General features: G+C 52.7%; 17 protein-coding genes. 5 read left to right on the top strand and 12 right to left on the bottom strand.

The window, feature by feature from the left end:
• Positions 1-100: 100 nt before the first annotated feature.
• The 3 genes from hpxO to AC1DUO_RS06580 form a co-directional block, all read right to left on the bottom strand.
• Positions 101-1258 carry an FAD-dependent urate hydroxylase HpxO gene (gene hpxO, locus AC1DUO_RS06590; protein WP_013577335.1) on the bottom strand — a complete coding sequence of 386 codons (1158 nt, stop codon included), beginning with the start codon at positions 1256-1258 and terminating at the stop codon, positions 101-103.
• Between the two features lie 300 nt (positions 1259-1558).
• Positions 1559-3490, bottom strand: coding sequence for a metallophosphoesterase (locus AC1DUO_RS06585; RefSeq protein WP_222940634.1), 1932 nt, complete (start codon positions 3488-3490; stop codon positions 1559-1561).
• 255 nt (positions 3491-3745) lie between these two features.
• Positions 3746-4435, bottom strand: a complete 690-nt coding sequence (locus tag AC1DUO_RS06580; protein WP_013577337.1) for a YopT-type cysteine protease domain-containing protein — start codon at positions 4433-4435, stop codon at positions 3746-3748.
• A 206-nt stretch (positions 4436-4641) separates the two neighbouring features.
• Between AC1DUO_RS06580 and AC1DUO_RS06575 the strand changes: the two genes are divergently transcribed.
• Positions 4642-5496 (top strand): LysR family transcriptional regulator, encoded by an 855-nt coding sequence (locus AC1DUO_RS06575; RefSeq protein ID WP_037034979.1) that lies wholly within the window; start codon positions 4642-4644, stop codon positions 5494-5496.
• Between the two features lie 95 nt (positions 5497-5591).
• Positions 5592-7010, top strand: a complete 1419-nt coding sequence (locus AC1DUO_RS06570) for an amidohydrolase family protein (RefSeq protein ID WP_112197673.1) — start codon at positions 5592-5594, stop codon at positions 7008-7010.
• A gap of 87 nt (positions 7011-7097) precedes the next feature.
• Here AC1DUO_RS06570 and AC1DUO_RS06565 read toward each other — a convergent pair whose 3' ends face one another.
• The gene (locus AC1DUO_RS06565) at positions 7098-7640 is read right to left on the bottom strand and encodes a single-stranded DNA-binding protein (RefSeq protein WP_013577340.1); all 543 of its coding nucleotides are present in this window, start codon (positions 7638-7640) and stop codon (positions 7098-7100) included.
• Positions 7641-7966: 326 nt separating this feature from the next.
• On the opposite strand from AC1DUO_RS06565, the gene uvrA reads away from it, so the two are divergent.
• A complete protein-coding gene (gene uvrA / locus AC1DUO_RS06560; protein ID WP_013577341.1) occupies positions 7967-10822 on the top strand; it encodes an excinuclease ABC subunit UvrA in 2856 nt (951 codons plus the stop codon).
• A 50-nt stretch (positions 10823-10872) separates the two neighbouring features.
• On the opposite strand, the gene AC1DUO_RS06555 is transcribed toward uvrA, so the two are convergent.
• From AC1DUO_RS06555 to AC1DUO_RS06540, 4 genes are all read right to left on the bottom strand, one after another.
• A complete protein-coding gene (locus AC1DUO_RS06555) occupies positions 10873-11628 on the bottom strand; it encodes a hypothetical protein (protein WP_013577342.1) in 756 nt (251 codons plus the stop codon).
• A complete protein-coding gene (locus AC1DUO_RS06550) occupies positions 11607-12647 on the bottom strand; it encodes a hypothetical protein (protein WP_015690547.1) in 1041 nt (346 codons plus the stop codon). The genes AC1DUO_RS06555 and AC1DUO_RS06550 overlap by 22 nt, the downstream gene beginning before the upstream one ends.
• A gap of 81 nt (positions 12648-12728) precedes the next feature.
• A complete protein-coding gene (locus AC1DUO_RS06545; protein WP_119262152.1) occupies positions 12729-13910 on the bottom strand; it encodes an esterase in 1182 nt (393 codons plus the stop codon).
• Between the two features lie 115 nt (positions 13911-14025).
• Positions 14026-14943, bottom strand: a complete 918-nt coding sequence (locus tag AC1DUO_RS06540; protein WP_013577345.1) for a LysR family transcriptional regulator — start codon at positions 14941-14943, stop codon at positions 14026-14028.
• Between the two features lie 101 nt (positions 14944-15044).
• Between AC1DUO_RS06540 and AC1DUO_RS06535 the strand changes: the two genes are divergently transcribed.
• Both AC1DUO_RS06535 and AC1DUO_RS06530 read left to right on the top strand, forming a co-directional pair.
• Positions 15045-15665: a glutathione S-transferase gene (locus AC1DUO_RS06535; protein WP_119262153.1), complete on the top strand. Its 621-nt coding sequence runs from the start codon at positions 15045-15047 to the stop codon at positions 15663-15665.
• A 6-nt stretch (positions 15666-15671) separates the two neighbouring features.
• Entirely contained in the window at positions 15672-16592 is a 921-nt protein-coding gene (locus tag AC1DUO_RS06530) for a pyridoxamine 5'-phosphate oxidase family protein (protein WP_119262154.1), read from the top strand.
• Here the strand turns inward: AC1DUO_RS06530 and AC1DUO_RS06525 are convergent.
• The 4 genes from AC1DUO_RS06525 to AC1DUO_RS06510 all read right to left on the bottom strand — a co-directional run bounded on the left by AC1DUO_RS06525 (position 16574) and on the right by AC1DUO_RS06510 (position 21944).
• Positions 16574-16927 carry an MmcQ/YjbR family DNA-binding protein gene (locus tag AC1DUO_RS06525; protein WP_013577348.1) on the bottom strand — a complete coding sequence of 118 codons (354 nt, stop codon included), beginning with the start codon at positions 16925-16927 and terminating at the stop codon, positions 16574-16576. The genes AC1DUO_RS06530 and AC1DUO_RS06525 overlap by 19 nt on opposite strands.
• 77 nt (positions 16928-17004) lie before the next feature.
• Positions 17005-18420, bottom strand: a complete 1416-nt coding sequence (locus tag AC1DUO_RS06520; protein WP_477986835.1) for an MFS transporter — start codon at positions 18418-18420, stop codon at positions 17005-17007.
• 46 nt (positions 18421-18466) lie between these two features.
• Positions 18467-19852: an MFS transporter gene (locus tag AC1DUO_RS06515; protein ID WP_119262155.1), complete on the bottom strand. Its 1386-nt coding sequence runs from the start codon at positions 19850-19852 to the stop codon at positions 18467-18469.
• Positions 19853-19907: 55 nt separating this feature from the next.
• Positions 19908-21944, bottom strand: coding sequence for an alpha-glucosidase (locus tag AC1DUO_RS06510; protein ID WP_119262156.1), 2037 nt, complete (start codon positions 21942-21944; stop codon positions 19908-19910).
• Between the last annotated feature and the right edge of the window lie 11 nt (positions 21945-21955).

The raw sequence follows: 21955 nt of genomic DNA, 5'->3' as shown, positions 1-21955 counted from the left end.
CCATAGCGCCAGTGGATACCTTGATCCTTCTGATGCTATTTTCGGCAAAAACACAGGAAGCTTTAAGGATATGTAAAAGTTGTTTCTTACGCCCCCGACGTTATTCCAGCGGACCGCCCAGAATGGTTTCGCACATGCCGGAAAGAATGCGTTCGCCGGTTTCGCTTTTCAGATCCTCATACCATTGTTCGGTCACGGCCATTTCTTTGCCGTGGGTGACATCGCAGCGTTTACGCGCCTTCAGCACCAGATCCTTCACGCGATATGCCCGTTTTTCCTGATAACGCAGCAATGCATCTTCAATGCCTAATGAATTGGTTTGCAGCATATTTGCCAGCACCACTGCATCTTCCATCGCCGCGCAACCGCCCTGCCCGATATCCGGCGTGGTGCTGTGGCCGGAATCACCGAGCAGCGCAATCCGGCCTTTGACCAGTTGCATAAAGGGTTCGATGTCGTGGATTTCAACGCGGTTGGTGGTTTCAGGATTGATCTGGCTGATCAGCTTCTGCACCGGTTCCGCCCAGCCCGCAAAGTAACCCTGTAAATCCTCGCGTACCGTAGTGCGATCCTGCGGCAAGCCTTTTGGCAGCGGCACATCAAAGAAAAAGTAGAAACGGTTGCCACTCACCGGCATCAGGGACACGCGTTTACCCTCGCCGACAAACGTCGTCCACTGGTCGGCAGGCGCGATGCTTTCATCGATTTCCACCAGGCCGTTCCAGTTAACATAACCGGCATAGCGGCGCTCCGTTGCATAACCCAGAACGTGCTGGCGGATAATGGAATGGGTGCCGTCAGCGGCAATCAGCAGATCGCCGGTCGCGGAAGTGCCGTCGTCAAACCAGGCGGTGACGCTGTCGGCAGATTCTTCAACGTGCGTCACGCGCTTGCCAAACTGCACCTGGTCGCGGCCATAAGTCTCCAGCAGCATCGACTGAAGTTCCGCGCGTGCCACCGGATATGGCTGCTCGCCGACGCTTTGGATCAGCGGATCCATACTGAAACGCGTCATGGTCTGACCCTGCTGATATTCTTTGTAGGCCATAAAACGCATGTTGCCGCCGAGTTCGCGCAGCGCCTCTTTCATGCCGAGATAATTCAGGCACTTTACGCCGTTAGGCCAGATGGAAATCGCCGCACCGACCGGTTTGATCTCTTTCACCGCCTCGTATACCGCCGTTTCGATACCAAAACGCTTCAGCGCAATCGCCGCACACGCACCGCCAATACCGCCACCAATCACGATCGCTTTCATATTTTTCTCCCCTGAGTCTCTTTAGGGAAAAGCAATTTCTGTACCAGAAAGACGATTTGCCGCCAAAGCCTTGTATACAATCTTAAGTGAAATCATTAACTGCCGAAGCGCAGGTGAAATGCGCTAAAACGAGGCGTCGTTTTGGAGCAAGAGTGGCGTAATAGCCGCGAAGTGAATCACTCTGGTGCGAAAGGATGGGGCGGAGAGAAAGCCGGAGGGAGATTTACATCAGACAAATATTCGCAAATCACTCACCCAGCAGAGGGAGTGATAATTTGGATCCACAAATGCCGCAGTGCGTTACTTGCACCAACCCCAGTGCAGGTTACGAGGTAGCGTTCCCCACGTTTCTATGCAGGTATTTTCCTGTTTGGTCAGTGACTGGGAATATAAAGCCCGTCCCGTTCCTGTTACACCTTTAATTTTTACGTTCGTCGCTTCAGCAGGAATAATAACCTGCTGAGTATTACCCAGCGATAATTTATATTCTTTGTTGAAATTGGCTTTAGTACTGCTGTTGGTATAAGTGAGTCTGTAATAACCTGTGTAACCGCCTTTATTACGCAGACTCAGGACGTAACTTTTCGGTACAGGTGCCATTTCCGGGGCGTTAAAATTAAGTGTAAATTCCGCTCCCGGTGACATTTCATCAATTTTATCATTGCTTACCATATATGTTTTTCCTGTCTGCTTATTGTAATCAAGCTCAAGAATCAGCATATCGCCGTAATAAGCCGCCCCGCTGTTTGATGAAGAGATACCATGTGAATGGCCACCAAATCTTATCGAGCCGCCATACTCCCCCAGTATATCCCGCGTTGGAGTCTCATTTTCACTGTAACTTTCACCTCCATGCTCCAACGCTATTGTTGCTTTACCTTTTATGCCTGCATCGCGTAACTGCTCACGGAACCAGCCCTCACCGTCCCTGACCTTAATATCATACCGGCGGGCAGCATCCGAATTAAACCCTGAAAATTCCTTCGTATAATGCAAATTATTATTAAGCTGAATGAAACGAATACCCGCAATATCAAAACTGTAACCGAAACTGCCAATATAGTTGGTACTGAGATGCGGGAATTTATAACCATTCATGACGTCGTAATCAACGGAAACGACATCTTTCAAACTATTAATATGATCAACTAAATTCCGGATACTACGAATTGCACAGCGATTTTCCCACAAACCACAGTCATTCACATTGCCGTCATAATCATGATTACCCAGCCCGTACCAGTAAGGTGCATTAAGTTTGCCAAAAGCTTTCTTGGCATCAGACCACTCGCCACCATGCCCCCAGTGGGTAATGTCGCCGTTAATAATCGTCCCCCTGAAGGCATCACCGTATTTGTCTTTCAGTGTGTTAATTGCATCAATCTTCTTAAAGTTAGCTTTGCTGGGTACCGTGTTATATGGCGTAGATGTAGTCTCTGCCCCAAAATGCCAGTCAGACGTAATGGCATAATATTCTTTTGGATGAACAACACGCCACCAGGCATTATCTTTTTTATTTTCCGGGTAATACCAGTTTTTACTTTTCGCATTACCATTAAACTTTGCTTCAAAGAATTCAGTAGTCCCGTTAACCTGACGGCCATGTATTTCACCGACCGTCGTATCAGCGCTCCAGGCTTTTGGCGCAGCAATGGAACCATACACCGCAGAGGTTACCGCCGCGTCCGGGAAGACCTCCTGTCTCAGCTGTTCTTTCATATTTTTCAGTGCTTCGAATGTTTCTTCCGCACTGTCTGTTGAAACTTCGTAAGGACGGGAATGCTCCACCCCATTTACATCGGTGTAAACCATCTCCCCTTTTGCAACAACTGGAGAGATATTGTTATCACTGGAATCGACCGTTTTAGCTTCTAATAAACGCACGGCTTGTCCACCTGGCACAGTGATTGCTTTTATTTCATATGGACTTGAATTCTCTGAAACCTTATAGCCAGATATTTCGGTTGAGAGTTTCATCCGGGCATAGTCATTTTGATCATCAGGAATAGGTAACCCGTCCTGATGAGGGTCAGGTACCGGAACAGGCGCGGGAGGATTAGGAGAAGGACCCGGTGATATTTCCCGTTGCATAGAACTCATGTCGATCATCTTCATGCCATCAGGCACAGTGAGTACAACATCCGGTACATGGTAACCACCTCTTTGCGTTGCCACATTGCTAATATTTATTTCTGCTGAGGTATAAAATGGCAAACAAGCAGCGATAGCCATGGCTATCCTGCCATATTTAATTTTATTTTTTGAGACGAACACACTTTCACCCTTGAGGTTAATCATTTTACTGTTAGTAAATTATCGTACCTCGATATTATAATTTGTAACAAACATTTGTTTTAAAATAAATAATTAAGTTGACTTATTTTACAACGACCATTAAACAATCGGAATACAGAAGTTAAATACATATCAACGCTAAGAATAAAACCTTAAAAGTGGTTTTTCACTGTTATCTGTGAGTCCGGAGATTCAGGAAAAAACGGAAGCTGAATAATGTTCAACCGTCAACATAAAGTACTGGCTGTAGTATTCAGAAAAAATATGTATCAGAAATTTTTCCATTTCATCGCTGATACCATTCTTAAAGGGAAAAACCGTCTCACCATAATTGGGGTCAAAGATTTTTATTTGATTGGATTCTGCCCTGAGACCTAATGAGTGTCCGCTGGAAGATTTTTTAATCGATATATGACAGCCATTGCCCTGACTGACACTTTTTAATATTGACTGCGCCATGGTAATTGCGGTGTTTCCAGTCAATTTTATTTCCTCCCGAATAAAATTAACCTGATAAGATTTTAGAATGCCATGAAAAACACTTTTCATTTCTTTCATATTCCCGCTGGCACTCAGGTGTTCCTGAAAATTCATGATCCCCCGCACCACCGTCTTACCTTTTTCACTGGCAATATAGGCACTGAACCGGCTCCAGCTTTGACCTGATATCAGGTATGCGCCCACCAGCCCCTGACACACACCGTTTTCAAGACCATATTCAACCACCCGGCCGGCGCGATCATAGACATTTCCGGTCCATGCGCCCTTACGTTTTTTCTCATCACAATGATCCCATTTATTTTTCTTAATATATTCCCCCTGTCGGAATTTATTATATATCCCATTATAATTTTGTATCAGTCTAACTGAATCCATTCTCATAAAATCACTTCATTCCATTATTAAGAAAAATTTTGCAAATGATAAAGAAAAAATACTTTCAATGTTGAACATGATTAATTCAGAAAACATAAAGGAAACCTTTTCTTCTAAGGGGTTCTCAGCCTCTGGTCTGGTGCGAGAGCGGGAAGGTTGATACTCTGCTAAGTATTGATATTTCGAATACCAAAAGCATAAACATTTAAAAAATGAATCGCTATCCGATGTTCAGCCCGCAGCAGTTGCTTAGTTTTGTCGCCGTCTGCGAAACCGGCAGTTTTACCCGTGCGGCCGACCGCGTGTACCTGTCGCAATCGACAGTCAGCCAGCAAATCCGCCGCCTGGAAGAAGCGCTGGGAAAACCTTTGCTGGAACGCACGTCTCATCAGGTGCAACTGACTGAAGAAGGTGAACGGTTGCTGGGTTATGCGCGGCGGATTATCGCCCTGAACGGTGAAGCGCACGATGCGCTGAGTGACCAGTGGCCGGACGGCGTAGTGCGTCTCGGCGTGCCTGAAGATTTTGCCGCGGCTACCACGTCCCTGCTGGCGCAATTCAGCCGCGCCCATCCGCATATTCGCCTCGATGTCACCAGCGGCCTGAGTCACGAACTGCGCCGCGCCTGGCAACAGGAGATGCTGGATATCATTCTGGTGAAACAACTCACCGGCGAAAAGGCCAACGCCTCGCGCCCCGAGCCGATGCTGTGGCTGGACAGCGCGGCGTTTCCGGCGTTTGAACGGGATCCCATCCCGCTGGTGCTGTTTCCGCTCAACGGGTTATACCGCGAAGAACTGTGTCAGGCACTGGATGCTCTCGGACGTAGCTGGCGTATCAGTTACAGCAGCGCCAGTCTCGCCGCGCTGGTCGCTGCCAGTGCGGCCGGATTGGGTGTCACCTTATTGCCCGCCAGTTGCCGCCAGCCGGAGCACCGGATTCTTGGGGCAGAAAGCGGATTGCCGCCGATTGATAACGTCGAGCTGGCGCTGTTTTACCGCCACGACGCGACGCCTGCGCAGATTGCACTGGCCGGAAAATTAAAGGATTTTTGTCAGCTTAGTTAGCCATTGCATTTTCCACTGGCAGGCAGTGGGAAAAATCGCAGCCGGAACCGGCGTCATCTTTTAAGGTGAAGGGAAAAGCAGCATCCTCCCGCATCATGATTAAGGAATTCGACGTGCAAAATCCTCAGCAACAAAGCCGCAGAAACTTTCTTTCGCATAGCGCCAAAATCACTGCCACCGGCGCGCTGTTAACCGCAGGTATGGCATCAGCCTCCCCGTTCAAACCGGGCGCGATGGACGAAAAATGTGACGATGCCAGCCAGATCAACGCGATTTCTGCGCCGCATTACCAGTTGCGCAATGTGCGGCTGGAAGAGGGTTTTGAGCGCGAAGGCGATATCGTTATTGCCACCAGAACCGGTTTGTACAATCTTGAAATCAACAACGGCAAAATCGTGGCGATCCAGCCGGCAAAAGACGCCCCGGCCAGCACCTTGCCTGCTTTTGATGCCAGAGGATTACTTCTGCTGCCCGCCACGCGCGACATGCATATTCACCTCGACAAAACCTTCTACGGCGGCAAATGGGAAGCACCGCGCCCGCGTAAAGGCAAAACTATCATGGACATGATTGCCCGCGAACAGGTGCTGATCCCCAAACTGCTACCAACATCGGTGGAACATGCCGAAGCGATCATCGGGCTGCTGCATTCCAAAGGCACCACCGTGGCGCGCAGCCACTGCAATATCGACCCGGTCAGCGGCCTGAAAAGCCTTGAGCATCTGAAAATCGCACTGGAAAAACATCAGCAGGATTTCAGTTGTGAAATTGTGGCGTTCCCGCAACACGGCTTGCTGCATTCGAAAGTCGATGGCCTGATGCGTGAGGCGATGCAAATGGGCGCGCAATACGTCGGCGGACTGGATCCGACTAACGTGGATGGCGCGATGGAAAAATCCCTCGACGCGATGTTTCAGATTGCACTGGATACGAATAAAGGCGTGGATATTCATCTGCATGAAACCACGCCAGCCGGTATTGCGGCAGTGAAATACATGATTCAGACCGTGGAGAAAAACCCGCAACTGAAAGGCAAAGTGACGCTCAGCCACGGTTTTGCGCTGGCGATGATGCAGGGCGCGGAACTCGACGACGTCATTGCAGGGCTTTCAGAGCAGCAGTTCACCGTCGCTTCCACCATTCCGCTCGGCAAACTGAATATGCCGCTGCCGCAGCTCAGCCAGAACGGCGTATTTGTCATGACCGGCACAGACAGCGTCATTGATCACTGGTCGCCGTTCGGCACCGGCAGCATGCTGGAAAAAGCCAGCCTCTACGCCCAGCTCTACGGTAACTCCGACGAATTTGGCCTGACGCGCTCCCTCGCTATCGCCACCGGCAACGTCCTGCCGCTCGACGACAGCGGCACACGCCAGTGGCCTGCGGTCAACGATAACGCCGAAATGATCCTGGTCGACGCCAGTTGCTCTGCCGAAGCGGTGGCGCGGGTGTCAGAGGTGAAAGCGACATTCCATCAGGGCAGATTAGTGTTTGGTGCGGTGGGGAAAGTGTGAGGAATTGAAAGTAGTAAACGCTGCAAAGCAAAAAGCCCCTTTCGGGGCTTTTTGTTGTTCTGAACGTTGATGCCCGAAGGCAATGAATCAGAACGGGATATCGTCGTCGAAATCCATTGGGGGTTCGTTGTTCTGTGCTGGCGCGTTGTTTTGCGCAGCCGGACGAGATTGCTGACCGCCACTGAACTGGTTGCCGCCTTGTGGCTGCTGAGGCTGACCCCAACCGCCCTGCTGGCCGCCTGCGGATGGCTGACCGCCACCTGCTGGTGCGCCGCCGCTTGCACGGCCGCCGAGCATCTGCATGGTGCCGCCGACGTTAACAACGACTTCGGTGGTGTATTTTTCAACGCCAGCCTGATCGGTCCATTTACGGGTTTGCAGTGCGCCTTCGATATAAACCTGAGAACCTTTCTTCAGGTATTCGCCTGCGACTTCCGCTAATTTGCCGAACAACACCACACGGTGCCATTCGGTTTTTTCTTTCTGCTCGCCGGTGGCTTTGTCACGCCAGCTTTCAGACGTTGCCAGAGTGATGTTGGCAACCGCGCCGCCGTTAGGCATGTAGCGGACTTCCGGGTCTTGCCCCAGATTACCGACGAGAATAACTTTGTTTACGCCTCTGCTGGCCATGTGGATTCTCCTGATGATGTATGTCGTGGTTGAAACCACAGTTTGGGGTGTGAGGAAACTCACTTCGCGACATTATAACCACAAAACGTTGCCTCCGTACCACGGATGTCATGCACTGCGATTTTCTTTCCAGATTGTTCAGCAAACATTCCATTGTTACATTGAGTACTGGATATACATTCAGGTTTTGGGGTGGCACAGGCTGTGATTTGTGTCATAATTGCGCGTTACGTTCTTCTCTGTGCCCGATTCGATGGCTGGCGCGAAACTGGTTTTCACGGCGGTCACCGGCACGGTGAGCTATCAAGTTAATCCGGGAATGATGAATGGATAAGATCGAAGTTCGGGGCGCACGCACCCATAATCTCAAGAATATCAACCTGATTATCCCGCGCGACAAACTGATTGTTGTCACCGGCTTATCCGGTTCAGGCAAGTCCTCTCTGGCGTTCGATACGCTGTACGCCGAAGGCCAGCGCCGCTACGTCGAGTCGCTGTCGGCCTACGCACGCCAATTTTTATCCTTAATGGAAAAACCAGACGTCGACCATATTGAAGGTCTGTCTCCGGCGATTTCGATTGAGCAAAAATCAACGTCACACAACCCGCGCTCTACCGTCGGGACCATCACCGAAATCCACGACTACCTGCGCCTGCTGTTTGCCCGCGTGGGCGAGCCGCGCTGCCCGGATCATAATATTCCGCTGTCAGCCCAGACCGTCAGCCAGATGGTGGATAACGTGCTGGCACAGCCGGAAGGCCAGCGTCTGATGCTGCTGGCGACCATCATTAAAGACCGCAAGGGTGAGCATACCAAGACGCTGGAAAACCTGGCGTCGCAGGGCTATATCCGTGCGCGTATTGATGGTGAAGTGTGTGATTTGTCCGATCCGCCAAAATTAGAATTGCAGAAGAAACACACCATTGAAGTGGTCGTTGACCGCTTTAAAGTGCGTGACGATCTGGCGCAACGCCTGGCGGAATCGTTTGAAACCGCGCTTGAGCTTTCCGGCGGTACCGCCGTGGTCGCCGATATGGATGACCCGAAAGCCGAAGAAATGCTGTTCTCGGCCAACTTTGCCTGTCCGGTGTGCGGCTACAGCATGCGCGAGCTTGAACCGCGTATGTTCTCGTTCAACAACCCGGCGGGAGCCTGTCCGACCTGTGACGGGCTGGGTGTGCAGCAGTTCTTCGACCCTGATCGTGTGGTGCAGAACCCTGAGCTTTCGCTGGCGGGTGGGGCTATCCGCGGCTGGGATCGTCGTAACTTCTATTATTTCCAGATGCTGCGCTCTCTCGGTGAGCATTATGATTTCGACGTGGAAGCGCCGTTTAACGAATTGAGCAGTGACGTGCAAAACGCCATCCTGCACGGTTCCGGCAAAACCACCATTGAATTCAAATACATCAACGATCGCGGTGATACCTCGATTCGTCGCCATCCGTTTGAAGGCGTACTGCACAATATGGAGCGCCGTTATAAAGAAACGGAATCCAGCGCAGTACGTGAAGAACTGTCGAAATACATCAGCAACCGTCCGTGTACTTCCTGCAGCGGCACCCGCCTGCGTGAAGAAGCCCGTAACGTATTTGTCGAAGAAACCACGCTGCCGGAAATCTCTGATTTCAGCATCGGCCATGCGATGGATTTCTTCCGCAATATGAAACTCAGCGGTCAGCGCGCCAAAATCGCTGAGAAAGTGCTGAAAGAGATTGGCGATCGCCTGAAATTCCTGGTGAACGTCGGCCTGAATTACCTCTCGCTGTCACGTTCTGCGGAAACGCTGTCCGGCGGCGAAGCCCAGCGTATCCGTCTGGCGAGCCAGATTGGTGCCGGTCTGGTGGGCGTGATGTACGTGCTGGATGAGCCGTCTATCGGCCTGCATCAGCGCGACAACGAGCGTCTGCTGGAAACCCTGATCCACCTGCGCGACCTCGGTAACACAGTGATTGTGGTCGAGCACGACGAAGACGCGATCCGCGCTGCCGACCATATTATTGATATTGGTCCGGGTGCAGGCGTACACGGTGGCGAAGTGGTGGCTGAAGGCACCGCTGAAGACATTATGGCGACCGAGAATTCACTGACCGGCCAGTTCCTGAGCGGTAAACGGGAAATCTCCGTACCGGCGCAGCGCGTCCCGGCGGATGCCACCAAAGTGCTGAAACTTTCCGGCGCTAAAGGCAACAACCTGAAAGATGTCACGCTGACGCTGCCGGTGGGCCTGTTTACCTGTATCACCGGCGTGTCCGGCTCCGGTAAATCGACGCTGATTAACGACACGCTGTTCCCGCTGGCACAGCGCGAGCTGAATGGCGCAACGATTGCTGAAGCTGCGCCGTACCGTGAAATCGAAGGTCTGGGCCATTTCGATAAAGTCATCGACATCGACCAGAGCCCGATTGGCCGTACGCCGCGCTCTAACCCGGCAACCTACACCGGTATTTTCACGCCGGTGCGCGAGCTGTTTGCCGGTGTGCCGGAATCACGTTCACGCGGCTACACGCCGGGGCGTTTCAGTTTCAACGTCAAAGGCGGCCGCTGCGAAGCCTGTCAGGGCGACGGCGTGATCAAAGTTGAAATGCACTTCCTGCCGGATATTTATGTGCCGTGCGATCAGTGCAAAGGCAAACGCTATAACCGCGAAACGCTGGAAATTAAATACAAAGGCAAGAGCATCCACGAAGTGCTGGAGATGACCATTGAAGAAGCGCGTGATTTCTTCGATGCCGTCCCTGCCCTTGCGCGTAAATTGCAGACGCTGATCGACGTCGGTCTGACCTACATCAGCCTCGGCCAGTCAGCGACCACGCTGTCCGGCGGTGAAGCACAGCGCGTCAAACTGGCGCGTGAGCTGTCCAAACGCGGCACCGGTCAGACGTTGTATATTCTCGACGAACCGACCACCGGCCTGCACTTTGCCGATATTCAGCAACTGCTGGAAGTGCTGCATCAGCTACGCGATCAGGGCAACACCATCGTGGTGATTGAACACAATCTGGACGTGATTAAAACTGCGGACTGGATTGTTGATCTCGGGCCGGAAGGCGGTGCGGGCGGCGGACAGATTCTGGTCGCCGGTACGCCGGAAACCGTTGCGGAATGCAAAGAATCGCATACTGCGCGCTTCCTGAAACCGTTGCTGGAACGCCACAGCCAGCAGGCGAAGAAAAGCGCTTAAGCCATAGCAAAAGGCCTTCCCAAACGGGAAGGCCTTTTTGTTTGCCCTGATTACAGACCAAATCCTTCTCTGATCCTTTTAATGACATCTTCTACAGACCCCCGCTGATTCAGTGACCTGAGATCAATATTCTCATCTGACAGTTTTGTGAGAAAGCTCTCCATGTCAGCCCGAATGTTCTCGGGAATGGTGGCAGCCTTTCCTGTCAGTTGACCTGATAACCGGATCACATCATTTCTGTGCTTATTCACAACACGGGAATCCACAGGTTCTCCTGCCGCCTTGCGGGTTGACAGATCAAGCCACGCATTCATTTTTAAAGGGATTAACCTGTCTGCTCCGATATACGAGAATAATTCCGTGCGCAGGAGGCCATCCCTGAGGAAGGAATAATAATGTTCATCGAGGAGGATAGCTGAGAGGCTGGAAACACCTTCATCTTTGGGGATCGGGATAATCTGAGCATCTTCCGGAGGTTCCATTCCTTGTGGAGAACGCGAGAAAAGTTCAATCTGAAAGGGGTAACTCGTGTTTTCTGGTTTCAGAAACCGGTAAAAAATGGGCTTTCCCTCACCCGTCTGGCGGATTTCGTAGTTGCCTGACTTTATAAATTCCCAAAACAGACTGACAAAATCAGGGCTCAGCGCCTCAATAATGAGGACAATATCCAGATCTTTGGTGGCCCGAAATTCTTCCCCGGCTTCATCCATAGTGATCCAGGATGCGACACCACCGATGAGGACGTATTGATCCTGATATTTTTTGAAATACTCGCCAAACAGTTTTAGTCCCCGAATTTCATCCATGGGTATTGATCCTTAAGTTCACTGAGCGCCAGTTGGACCCGTTCATCCTGATTATCTTTCTGTGTCAGATACAGAGATATTTCATCAACGATATGTGTTGAAGCTTTGGGACTCCGGTAGCTCCAGATTTCAACTGTAGCTACAGCGCTGTCGATATGAGTCACTTCATCAAATTCCCCCCTTTTCAGGAGTGAAGTGAATACTTCCCGGGTCATCGCAAACACAGGCTTAGCGCCACGGGCCAGCATCGTGTATTCCGCTAAAGCGCTGTCTCCGGCATAACAGACCCCCTCATCTAAAGGAGGTAGCTTGTTAATCCAGACGATTTTCTTCACCGGATTACGCATCAGCAGAAGAGATTTTACGAAAGTCTCTGAGCGCGAAAATCTGAGTGAATAAAATCGGGTCGAAAAATCTTTCTCATGCGTTGAAGCAAGAAGCCCGGATTTTGTCAGCTCAGAAATGGCTTTTGAGAGCGTCACGCGACTGTAATTATATAAGCCCATCAACTGCTCAGCCGTACAGGTAATACCGGATTTAGAGAATGACTCATCCCATAAAAGCTGGATGAGCATAGCCTGAGTGGCCGGAGAAAAATCGTTTTGCACGTCTTTGCCGGCGCTTTTTTTACGAATTCTGAAGGCATCGCGCAAATCCATGGCCAGTTCAGGAATAAATAACTGCTTTTTAATCGCAATAAAATTTATGTGATGGTCAATCAAGCTGCGGCGTTCCGCCAGATTCATATTTTCGCAGACGTAGACAACCACCTTATCTGTCATCTTTTCAATGAGTGACAGACGTTTCCTTATCGTGACAATGCCCGGATAGGTGTCATCCCGCTGTAAAGCCGCCAGCAGAATCAGAGGAGCGTCACCCGGCACACCAACTTCCAGTTCGAAGAAACCAAACAACTCCTGAAGACTGAATGAAACTGAGAGTTTTACTTCGGTGGCTGTAGTGCGAAAGCCTAAAACCGTTTCAAGGTAGCTAACCAGTTGCGTTATCTTCTGTGTCATTTGCAGATCCGTGTAAAGTCATTTTTTAAAGTATAAAGTAAATCACTTTATACATCGAAAAAGACTTTACACGGTGTGACCCTACTTAAATATCTTCTGCACAAACTCCGCATAGGCCGGGCGCCAGACGTCCATTTCATGGCCGAGATTCGGGTATTCGTGGTAATCGAATTTAATCTTTTTCTCTTCCAGCTCGGTTTTCAATCCGGCAATGTCCTTCCCTGTTACCACATCTTTCTCGCCGACAACCACGGTGAAATTTTTCAGTTGTGCATTGATTTTTTCCGGTTCAGCTAAGCGTTTCGCCACATCCGCATTGGGTACGGTGGTGGTGCTGACACCGCTGAGTGTCGCCAGCCAGCCAAACTGGTCGAGATGCGTCATGCCACTGACCAGCGTCTGATAACCGCCTTGTGAAAGCCCGGCCAGCGCGCGTCCGGTTGCGTCATCACGCACACGGAAGGTTTTAGAAATCAGCGGGATAATATCACCGGTCAGCTCTTTATCTGCGGCGGCAGCATTGCGCGGATAAAACTCTTTGCGGCGATCTTTGGTGACGTAATCTTCAGGCACCACGCCTTTGGCGTCGGTTTCGGTATCCGGAATGACCACCAGCATCGGCACGATTTTTTTCTCCGCCAGCAGGTTATCCATGATCTGCGGAATGCGCCCCTGATTCAGCGCCGAGCGACCGGTGTCGCCAAAGCCGTGATAGAAATACAGCACCGGCAACGGCTGTGAAGCCTCGGTGTAACCCGGTGGCGTCCACACCGCGACCTGACGTTCGGAATTCAGCGCGGCGGAATGATAGGTCAGCGTACGGACTTCGCCGTGCGGCACGTTTTTCACATCAAGAATACTGCCGGGCACCAGGATCAAACTGGTATTCACCTGACGCTGTGGCTTGGGCATTGCACTGCCAGGATCGGCAATCCTCAAGCCATCCACGTTGAAGAAATATTCATAGAGATCAGGCTTCTGTGCACCCGATGTCCAGCTCCAGACACCTTTATCGTCCTTGGTCATCTGATGCGGAATGTAGGTCACCGGCGTGGCACCGGTCACCACATCGACATGTTCGGCAGTCGGCGCATACAGCCGGTAAGTGATGGTTAAATCAGGATTCACCGCCGTGATGTAATTTTTCGCAGGCACCGACGCATCAGGATCCTGCGGCAAGCTTTGCGCAGAGACGGTCAGCGGGAACGGCGCGCTGAGCGCCAGAATCAAAAGCGTGGCAAGATTCAGCCGGTTACGGGTCATCATCCTTTCCTTCTGGGTTGGCGTGAGCAAACGGACAACCTGTCCTCAAGTAACTCACTGTTTTTGCACAACTCTCAGAGTAGGTTATTTTTACCGCCAGCGAGCGTGATCGGCGTCACTGTTCCGAAGATGCATCTAAAGCATGAAGCTGCGGCAGTGCACTCAGCCGCTGATAAGCAAAATCCCAGAAAGTCCGTACCTTGCGTGGCATTTGCTGTACCTGCTGCGCCACCAGTTGTACCGGCAACGGCAAAGGTTCGAAATCCTTCAGCAGCCGCACCATACGGCCTGCCTGCACATCATCCCTGACCTGATACGACAATAACCGTGCTATCCCCTGCCCGCTGCGCACCGCCAGCAGTTGCGATTCCACATCGTTGGAAAGCAAACGTGGCGACAGCCGCACGCGCAAATCGTCCTCATTCGGCCCGAAACGCCATTCACGGATTTGGGTGCGCAGCGTGCCCATCACCGTCTGATGAGAAGCGAGTTCCGACGGATGCTGTGGTTCGCCATGCTGCGCCAGATACGCCGGACTGGCGACCAGAACGCGGGTGACTTGCGCAACCTTACGGGCGACTTTGCCTGAATCTTCCTGATGACCGATGCGCACCGCCAGATCTAACCCTTCGTCAATCAGATCCAGATTACGGTCATTTAACATCATTTCGATTTGCATATCAGGATGTTGCGCCAGAAATTCCATCACCAGCGGCGCGACGTGTTTACGACCAAACTGTACCGGTGCGGTGATGCGCAGCAAGCCGCTGAGCTGGGTTTCCGCGGTATCTTCTACCGCGTTCTGATACTGGCTGAGCAGCAGTCGCGCTTTTTCCGCCAGCCGTGCGCCTGCTTCTGTCGGCGCCAGACTGCGCGTGGTGCGCTCGACCAGCCTTGCGCCGAACCGGTGTTCCAGCGAAGCAATGGCGCGGGTGATCGCCGGAGGAGAACGGTGAAGTTTACGGGCAGCTTCCGCCAGGCTGCCATACTGAAGTACAGCGACAAAAATCGCCATTTCATCTAAACGGTCCATAGATTCTTCCACCAGGTGAAACGCTCAATTTCAATCTTCGTGGATCCCAATCATTTGATGCAAGAGTAATCTTGACGCCAGACCCATAAAGGAGACATTCCATGCCAGCCATTCAACTTTACAGCACACCGCTTTCCGGCCATTGCCACCGCGTAACTCTGTTGCTGAACATGCTCAGCCTGCCCTTTGAGAACAAAGACGGCGGCAAAGACATTCGTCAAACCGCCGAATTCGCGCAGTTAAATCCGCTGCAGCAGGTGCCGGTGCTGACCGACGGCGAACTCGTTGTCACCGACAGTAATGCGATTCTGGTGTATCTGGTGAAACGTTACGCGCCCGACAGCCACTGGTTGCCGGAAGATCCGGTGCAGGCCGCTGAGGTGCAAAAATGGTTGTCCCGCGCCGCCGGTGAAGTGCGTTACGGCCCGGCATCTGCCCGTATGGTGAAACAGTTCGCCGCACCGGAATCTTATGAAAGCGCGCTGGCCGTGACGGCAAAGTTTCTGCCACAGCTTGAACAGCATCTGGAAAGCCGCGAGTTTCTGGCGACGGAGCGGGCCACCATTGCCGATCTGGCCTGTTACAGCTATGTGGCGACGGCTCCGGAAGGCGGCGTTTCGCTGGCGGATTACCCGGCGATTCGCCGCTGGCTGAAACGGGTGCAAAACCTGCCGGGCTTTACGCCACTTCCGGCGTTGCCACTGCCTGAAATTGTGGGGTAAAACGCGATGAACCATCCTTTCCATGCAGACGAAATCCTGGCACAGGACATGGCAGGGTTTGATGTTTCCGCACACGGCATCCGCGATGCGATGCCGGAACAGCACCGGCTTTTTTTCGCCGCGCTGCCGTATCTGTTTATCTCAACACTGGACGAAAACGGCTGGCCGGTGGCAACCCTGCTGACCGGCCCCGCCGGGTTTATCAGTACGCCGGATGACATCCATTTGCGGATAAATGCGCCGCGACGGGCGGACGATCCGGCCCTGGCCGCTTTACAGCCGGGGAAACAGATTGGCGGGCTGGGGATCGATTTTTCCAACCGGCGGCGTAACCGCGTGAACGGCAGGATCGGGCGCATGGATAAAAACCGCATTGAGATCGTCGTCGATCAAAGTTTTGGTAATTGTCCGCAGTATATCCAGATACGCAAACTGGCCGATGTGCCCGTCAGTTTGCCGCTGGCTGCGCGGGAAGATATGACCGAACCGGATGCTGACGCCCGCGCACTGATTGCCCGCGCCGATACGTTTTTTATCGCCAGCCACGCGCACGGCGGTGCCGATGTGTCGCATCGCGGCGGCCAGCCGGGATTTGCGCATCTGGTGGGAAACCGCTTATGGGTGCCTGATTTTCGCGGCAACCGTTATATGAATACGCTGGGGAATTTGCTGGCAGAACCGCGTGCTGCACTGCTGTTTATCGATTTCGAAAACGGTGACCTGTTGCATCTTCAGGGACACACGCAAATCCACTGGCAGCCGGAGGATATTCCCGGGCCAGCAGGCGCAGAACGTTACTGGAGTCTGGACATCACCCGCGTGTGGCGCTTTCGCGGCGCACTGCCGTGGCGGGCAGAGGTGGCGGACTTCTCTCCTGCAACCCTCAGCAGTGGCAACTGGCCGGATAATCAGCGGCCAATTTCCTGACGCACCGCCTCCGGCAGACCGGATACCACCAACTGGTAGGAATCATCAATCAGATAATAAAACTGTGAATCGGGCAGCGAGCCGTCGAGGAACACGGTATTCCAGTGCGCTTTGTTGAGATGATCTCCCGGCACAATATCCGGATGTGCTGCCCGTAATTGCTCTGCCAGTTCAGGGCTGGTTTTCAGCGAAATAGCCTCGCGGCCATCAATTTCACACACCATGGCAAACATCGCGTCGCCCACTTTTACCTGATTTGCGCCGCGCTGATTTTCAACACTTTGCTCCGCACCGGGTTTTCCCATGCAATAGGTCAGCAATTCCGAACTGGTCATGTTTGGGTTTCTCCTTGTAACGTGATGGCTACGTAGCACGAAAGTGCCCTCGGTTAACCATAGCAAACCTGAACGATTTACAGGCTTAACACAGACGTCTTTTCTTTGCCGGTGACAGGATCTGGAATCTCCCCTTTTTTGCGCGCGCCGATTTCCTCAATGATTCTGGCAAAGCGTTCCTCATTGAGTTTGTAAAATACGCCCATAATGATCGCCGCACTGATAGCCAGTGCACAGGGCCAGATAAAGATCAGCTGACGCAAACCGAGTAAGGTCGCGCTGCCCTGCACCGCATTCGGGATATAACCGATTTGAGTCAGCATAATTCCCGGCAGGAATCCGGCAAGCGCGGCAGATATTTTTCGTGAAAAGGTATAACCGGTATACACCGAGCCTTCGGCACGAATACCGGTTTTCCATTCGCCATAATCCACGGTATCTGGCACCAGCGCCCAGTTCAGGCTGTTGACAAATGCGGTGCCAAAAAATGCCATGCAGGAAAACAGCACAAAGCTTAACGAGCTGTTTCCCCACAGGAAATTAAGCATATCGCCGGTTGCCCACAACAGTAATCCCCCCAGGTACACCTGTTTTTTGCCAAAGCGTTTCACGCAACCCGGCACCAGAAAGACACCGACCAGAATGCAGCCCATGCTGAAAAACCCCATCCACGACAACAGATGAATATCATTAAGCACGTACTGCGTGTAATACACCTGGATCGCCAGTTTGATGTTAAACGCCGCCAGCGTACACAGATTGGCGAGGCACAGTACCAGCAACGGCGGATTACGAAATATGGCGCGAAACGACCGCAGGATGCCGGATTTATGTCCCGCAGGCGTGAGTTCAACGTAACGTTCCCTGACGCCGCGATAGCACCAGCCCATACACAGAATGCCGCAGGTGGCGAAAATCAGGGCAGCGGAGAAATACCCCACCGAAGGGGAATTGCCGAACAACGCCTGTACCGGCATAAACCCGACGGTACACAACAATAATCCGAGCGTGGCACCGCCCTGGCGCCAGGCGGCAAGCTGCGCCCGTTCATGGGGATTTTTGGTGATAGCGGGCACCATCGCGTCGTATGAACAATTCATCAGGCTGTAGAACAAGCCGAACAACATAAACAGTACGGTGGCGAGCGCCGTTTTCACCGGCAGGCCGAAATCATTCGCCATAAACTGCGCCGTCGCGATCAGCCCTACCGGCACGGAGGCATACAAAATGAACGGTCTGAACTTACCCCGCGCACCAATATGACGGCGGGAATCAAGTAACACGCCGGTCAGCATATCGGTGAAAGCGGTGAAAAACTTCGCCACCAGGAAGATGATGCCGCCATAAAACGCCGGCATGCCCAGTTCATCGGTATAAAACTTCAGGAGATACAGCGTCCCGATACATAACATCAGGTTCGAGCCAAAATCGCCCATTCCATAGGCGCACTTCTCACGCAACGTCAGCGGATCAGGGTGATGACAATCCTTCATAGGCGATCCTCAAAGCGCCCCGCAGGGCGCTGTTACAGTGAATGCATTATGCCGTCTGCTTACGCTGCTCAATTTCCGCAACGATGCGCACGTACATTTTCTCGTTGAGGTTATAGAAACAGCCCATCGTCACGATGGTGATTGCCGCCAGCGCACAGGGATAAATGAAGATCAGCTGACGCAGCCCTTCCTGCGTGCCCGCCGACTGCACCACGTTAGGCACATAGCCGATTTGCGTCAGCATCAGGCCGGGGAAGAACCCCGCCAGTGCCTGTGAAACTTTGCGAAAGAAGGTGAAACCGGTGTAGACCGTGCCTTCCGAACGCACGCCGGTGCGCCACTCGCCGTATTCCACCGTGTCGGACACCAGCGCCCAGTTCAGGCTATTGACGAACGCCGATCCGAAGAACGCCAGACAGGAGAACGCGACAAAGCTGACCGAGCCGCTGCCATAGAAGTAGTTAAGGATGTCGCCGACAATCCACAGCGCCAGACCGCCGATATACACTTTTTTCTTACCGAATCGCCGGACGGCGGCAGGCATCAGGAACACGCCAATGAAAATGCATCCCATGCTGAAAAAACCCATATAAGAGAGCAGGATCGGGTCATTCAGCACGTACTGCGTGTAATACACCTGAATCGCCAGTTTGACGTTAAACGCCCCCAGCGTGCAGAGATTGGCGATGCACAGAATGAACAGCGGACGGTTACCGGCAATCGCCCGGAATGACAGCAACAGCCCCGGTTTTTGCGTATCACTGGCGGACTGCGCCTCGACATAACGCTCTTTCACGCCGGCATAACACAGCCACATAAACAGTAACCCGACCAGCGAGAACAGCGTCGCCGCAAAGATATAACTGCGCTGCGAACTGCCTTCGAGCAGATTCATCACCGGCACAAAACCGACAGTGCACAACAGCAGTCCCAGCGTGGCACCGCCCTGCCGCCATGCCGCGAGTGACGCCCGCTCGTCCGGGTTTTTGGTGATAGCAGGCACCATCGCGCCATACGAGCAATTCATCATGCTGAAAAACAGCCCGTACAACATAAACAACAGTGTTGCCACGACGGTTTTACCGGTGATCTCAAACGGTGTGCCGACGAAATTGGCGACGGCCAGCAACGTCACCGGAAACGCGGCGTACAATACGAAGGGGCGGAATTTGCCCTTTGGCCCGATCTTACGGCGCGAATCCAGCATGATGCCGGTGCCCATATCGGTAAATGCGGTAAAGAATTTGGCGATCAAAAAGATAATGCCGCCGTAAGTCCCCGGCAGGCCGAGCACGTCAGTGTAAAATTTCAGCAGGTACAGCGTGCCAATATCGAGCAGGATATTGGAGCCTAAATCCCCCATGCCGTAGGCCAGTTTTTCCCTGAAAGGCAGGCGCAGGGTCGCGGGGTTTTCCGATGTTGTCTGACTCATTATTATTCTCCTTCACCCGCCGGGGCGATGTATTCCCCCCGGCGGGCAAGCCTTATCAGAGGTGACGTAATGCACCGAACAGCGCTGCCCACTCGCTGTCTGCACGATAAAAGACCGGCGGCTGTCCTAACGGCGCGGCCACCGTAATATCGCCGCCGTGATGCGTTTCCCCGGTCCAGGCGTTGATCCACGTATCCTGCGGCAGATACAGCGACCAGTCGCTGCGCCCTTCTTCATGCACCGGTGCCACCAGCAGATCGCGGCCAAACAGGTACTGATATTTCAGGGTATAGGTGCGGGCATCGTCTTCGTAATGCAGGAACAACGGACGCATCACCGGTAAACCGCGCTGACTGTTTTGTTGCACGGCCTGCCGGATATACGGTTTGAGATGAGTGAACACGCCGGTCATGCGGGCGAAATGCGCGATGGTTTCCGCGTCGCCGTCAAACTGCCAGTTGTCGCCCGGACGGTTGCCTTCGTGAGTGCGCATCATCGGGGTGAAGGCGCTGAAATCGCACCAGCGCAGCAGCAGTTCCTTGCTGCGTTTCATCTCGAACAGCGTGGTGTAACCGCCAATATCGCTGTGATGCAGACCGTGGCCGCTCATTGCCAGCGACAAGGCCGCCGGGATCACCGAGGCCAGCCCGTCGTCCGGGCTCCAGTCAACGTTCTGATCACCCGCCCACATCATCGTCGAATATTTCTGACTGCCGGTGTAACCGGCGCGCATAAAGAACAGCACCTCGCCGAGCTTGCCGGTTTCCTGCAAGGCTTCGTAGTTACATTTCGCCCACAGTGCGGGCCAGGCGTTATGCATGATTTCCGCGCTGACGCCGTTGTGCAGGAAGGTATCGGTTGGCAGATATTCACCGAAATCCGCCATCCAGCCGCTACATCCCAGTTCAATCAGGTTCTTTTTGATGACGTTTTTGAACCAGTCATAGGCAGCAGGATTGGTCAGATCGACCACGCCTGCGTAAAACTCGCCGAACTCGACGTGATAATCGCCCCCCGTGGCATCTTTGGTCAGATAGCCTTTTTTTGAGGCTTCGGCACACAAATCCCGATCGCTGGCGACATACGGATTGATGTAAGAAAGGAACTGCACGCCCTCTTCTTTCCACTGAGGAATACGCTGGTCGAGTTGCGGATACAGCTCACTGTTCCACTTCCAGTTCCACATCACGCGTTTGCCGAATGAGGTCATGCGGATACCGGACCAGTCCTGCGCCCAGATGCCGTTGACCTTCACGCCGCCTTCGCGCATCACGTCGAGTTTCTGCTGGCAGACTTCCGTGCCGCCCTGAGTACCCAGCGTCACGCCGTCGTATACCCAGTCCGGTAATTCCGGCTGGCGGCCCAACAGCGCAGTGAGTTTTTCCAGCAGGCTGATATAGTCGTCGGCACATTCAAAACGCAGCGTGGCGCTATCTTCCCAGAAGGCCAGTTCGTGGTAGTCCGGCGCGCTGAAATCGAAATTCATATAACCGCTGTTTTCAACATGGCAGTAAACCTTCTGCGTGCTGACAAAGGTCGGCTGGGGGAAGAACGTCCAGTAATAGTCGCCGCCTGCGTTCTCTTTGCAGTCGGCCTGCCAGGTCACATAGGTTTGTTTGTTGCGCCCGACGCCCTGCTCGCTGGTCCACAGCGGGAAAGGTTTGCCGCGCAAATCAAAGTAAGAGAATTGTTCACCGCAGCCGTAAATATGATCTTGCGGTTGCGCTGCCAGCCGCAACCAGATGCGGTTATGTGCGCGGTTATCATTTTGCAGGTTGAGCTGTAAACGCCCGCTATCATCGGTGGTGATAACCAGCGTAGCGCTGAGCGTATTACCACGGCTGAAATGTAAGTGCCATCCCGCGGGTTGCGCAGTGATCTTAACGTCTGTCAGGGCGACCTTTTCATTCAGACGATCTTTAATACTGAAATTACCGCGAAACATATCGATATCCGCTTCGCCGCCGCCAATCCACAAACAAGGCGCTTGCGCGGTATGACGTAAAATCAGACGCTGTTGATAAATCAGCGAAAATTCGTTATTACCGGCGATAAATTCAATCTGAGTATTTTTATTTTGTAGGGTACTCATGATGGTCTCCG

It is taken from the genome of Rahnella sp. P4_A8, assembly GCF_056402435.1.
The sequence above is the reverse complement of the archived record's forward strand: the minus strand, read 5'-3'. Positions and strand labels throughout refer to the sequence as shown.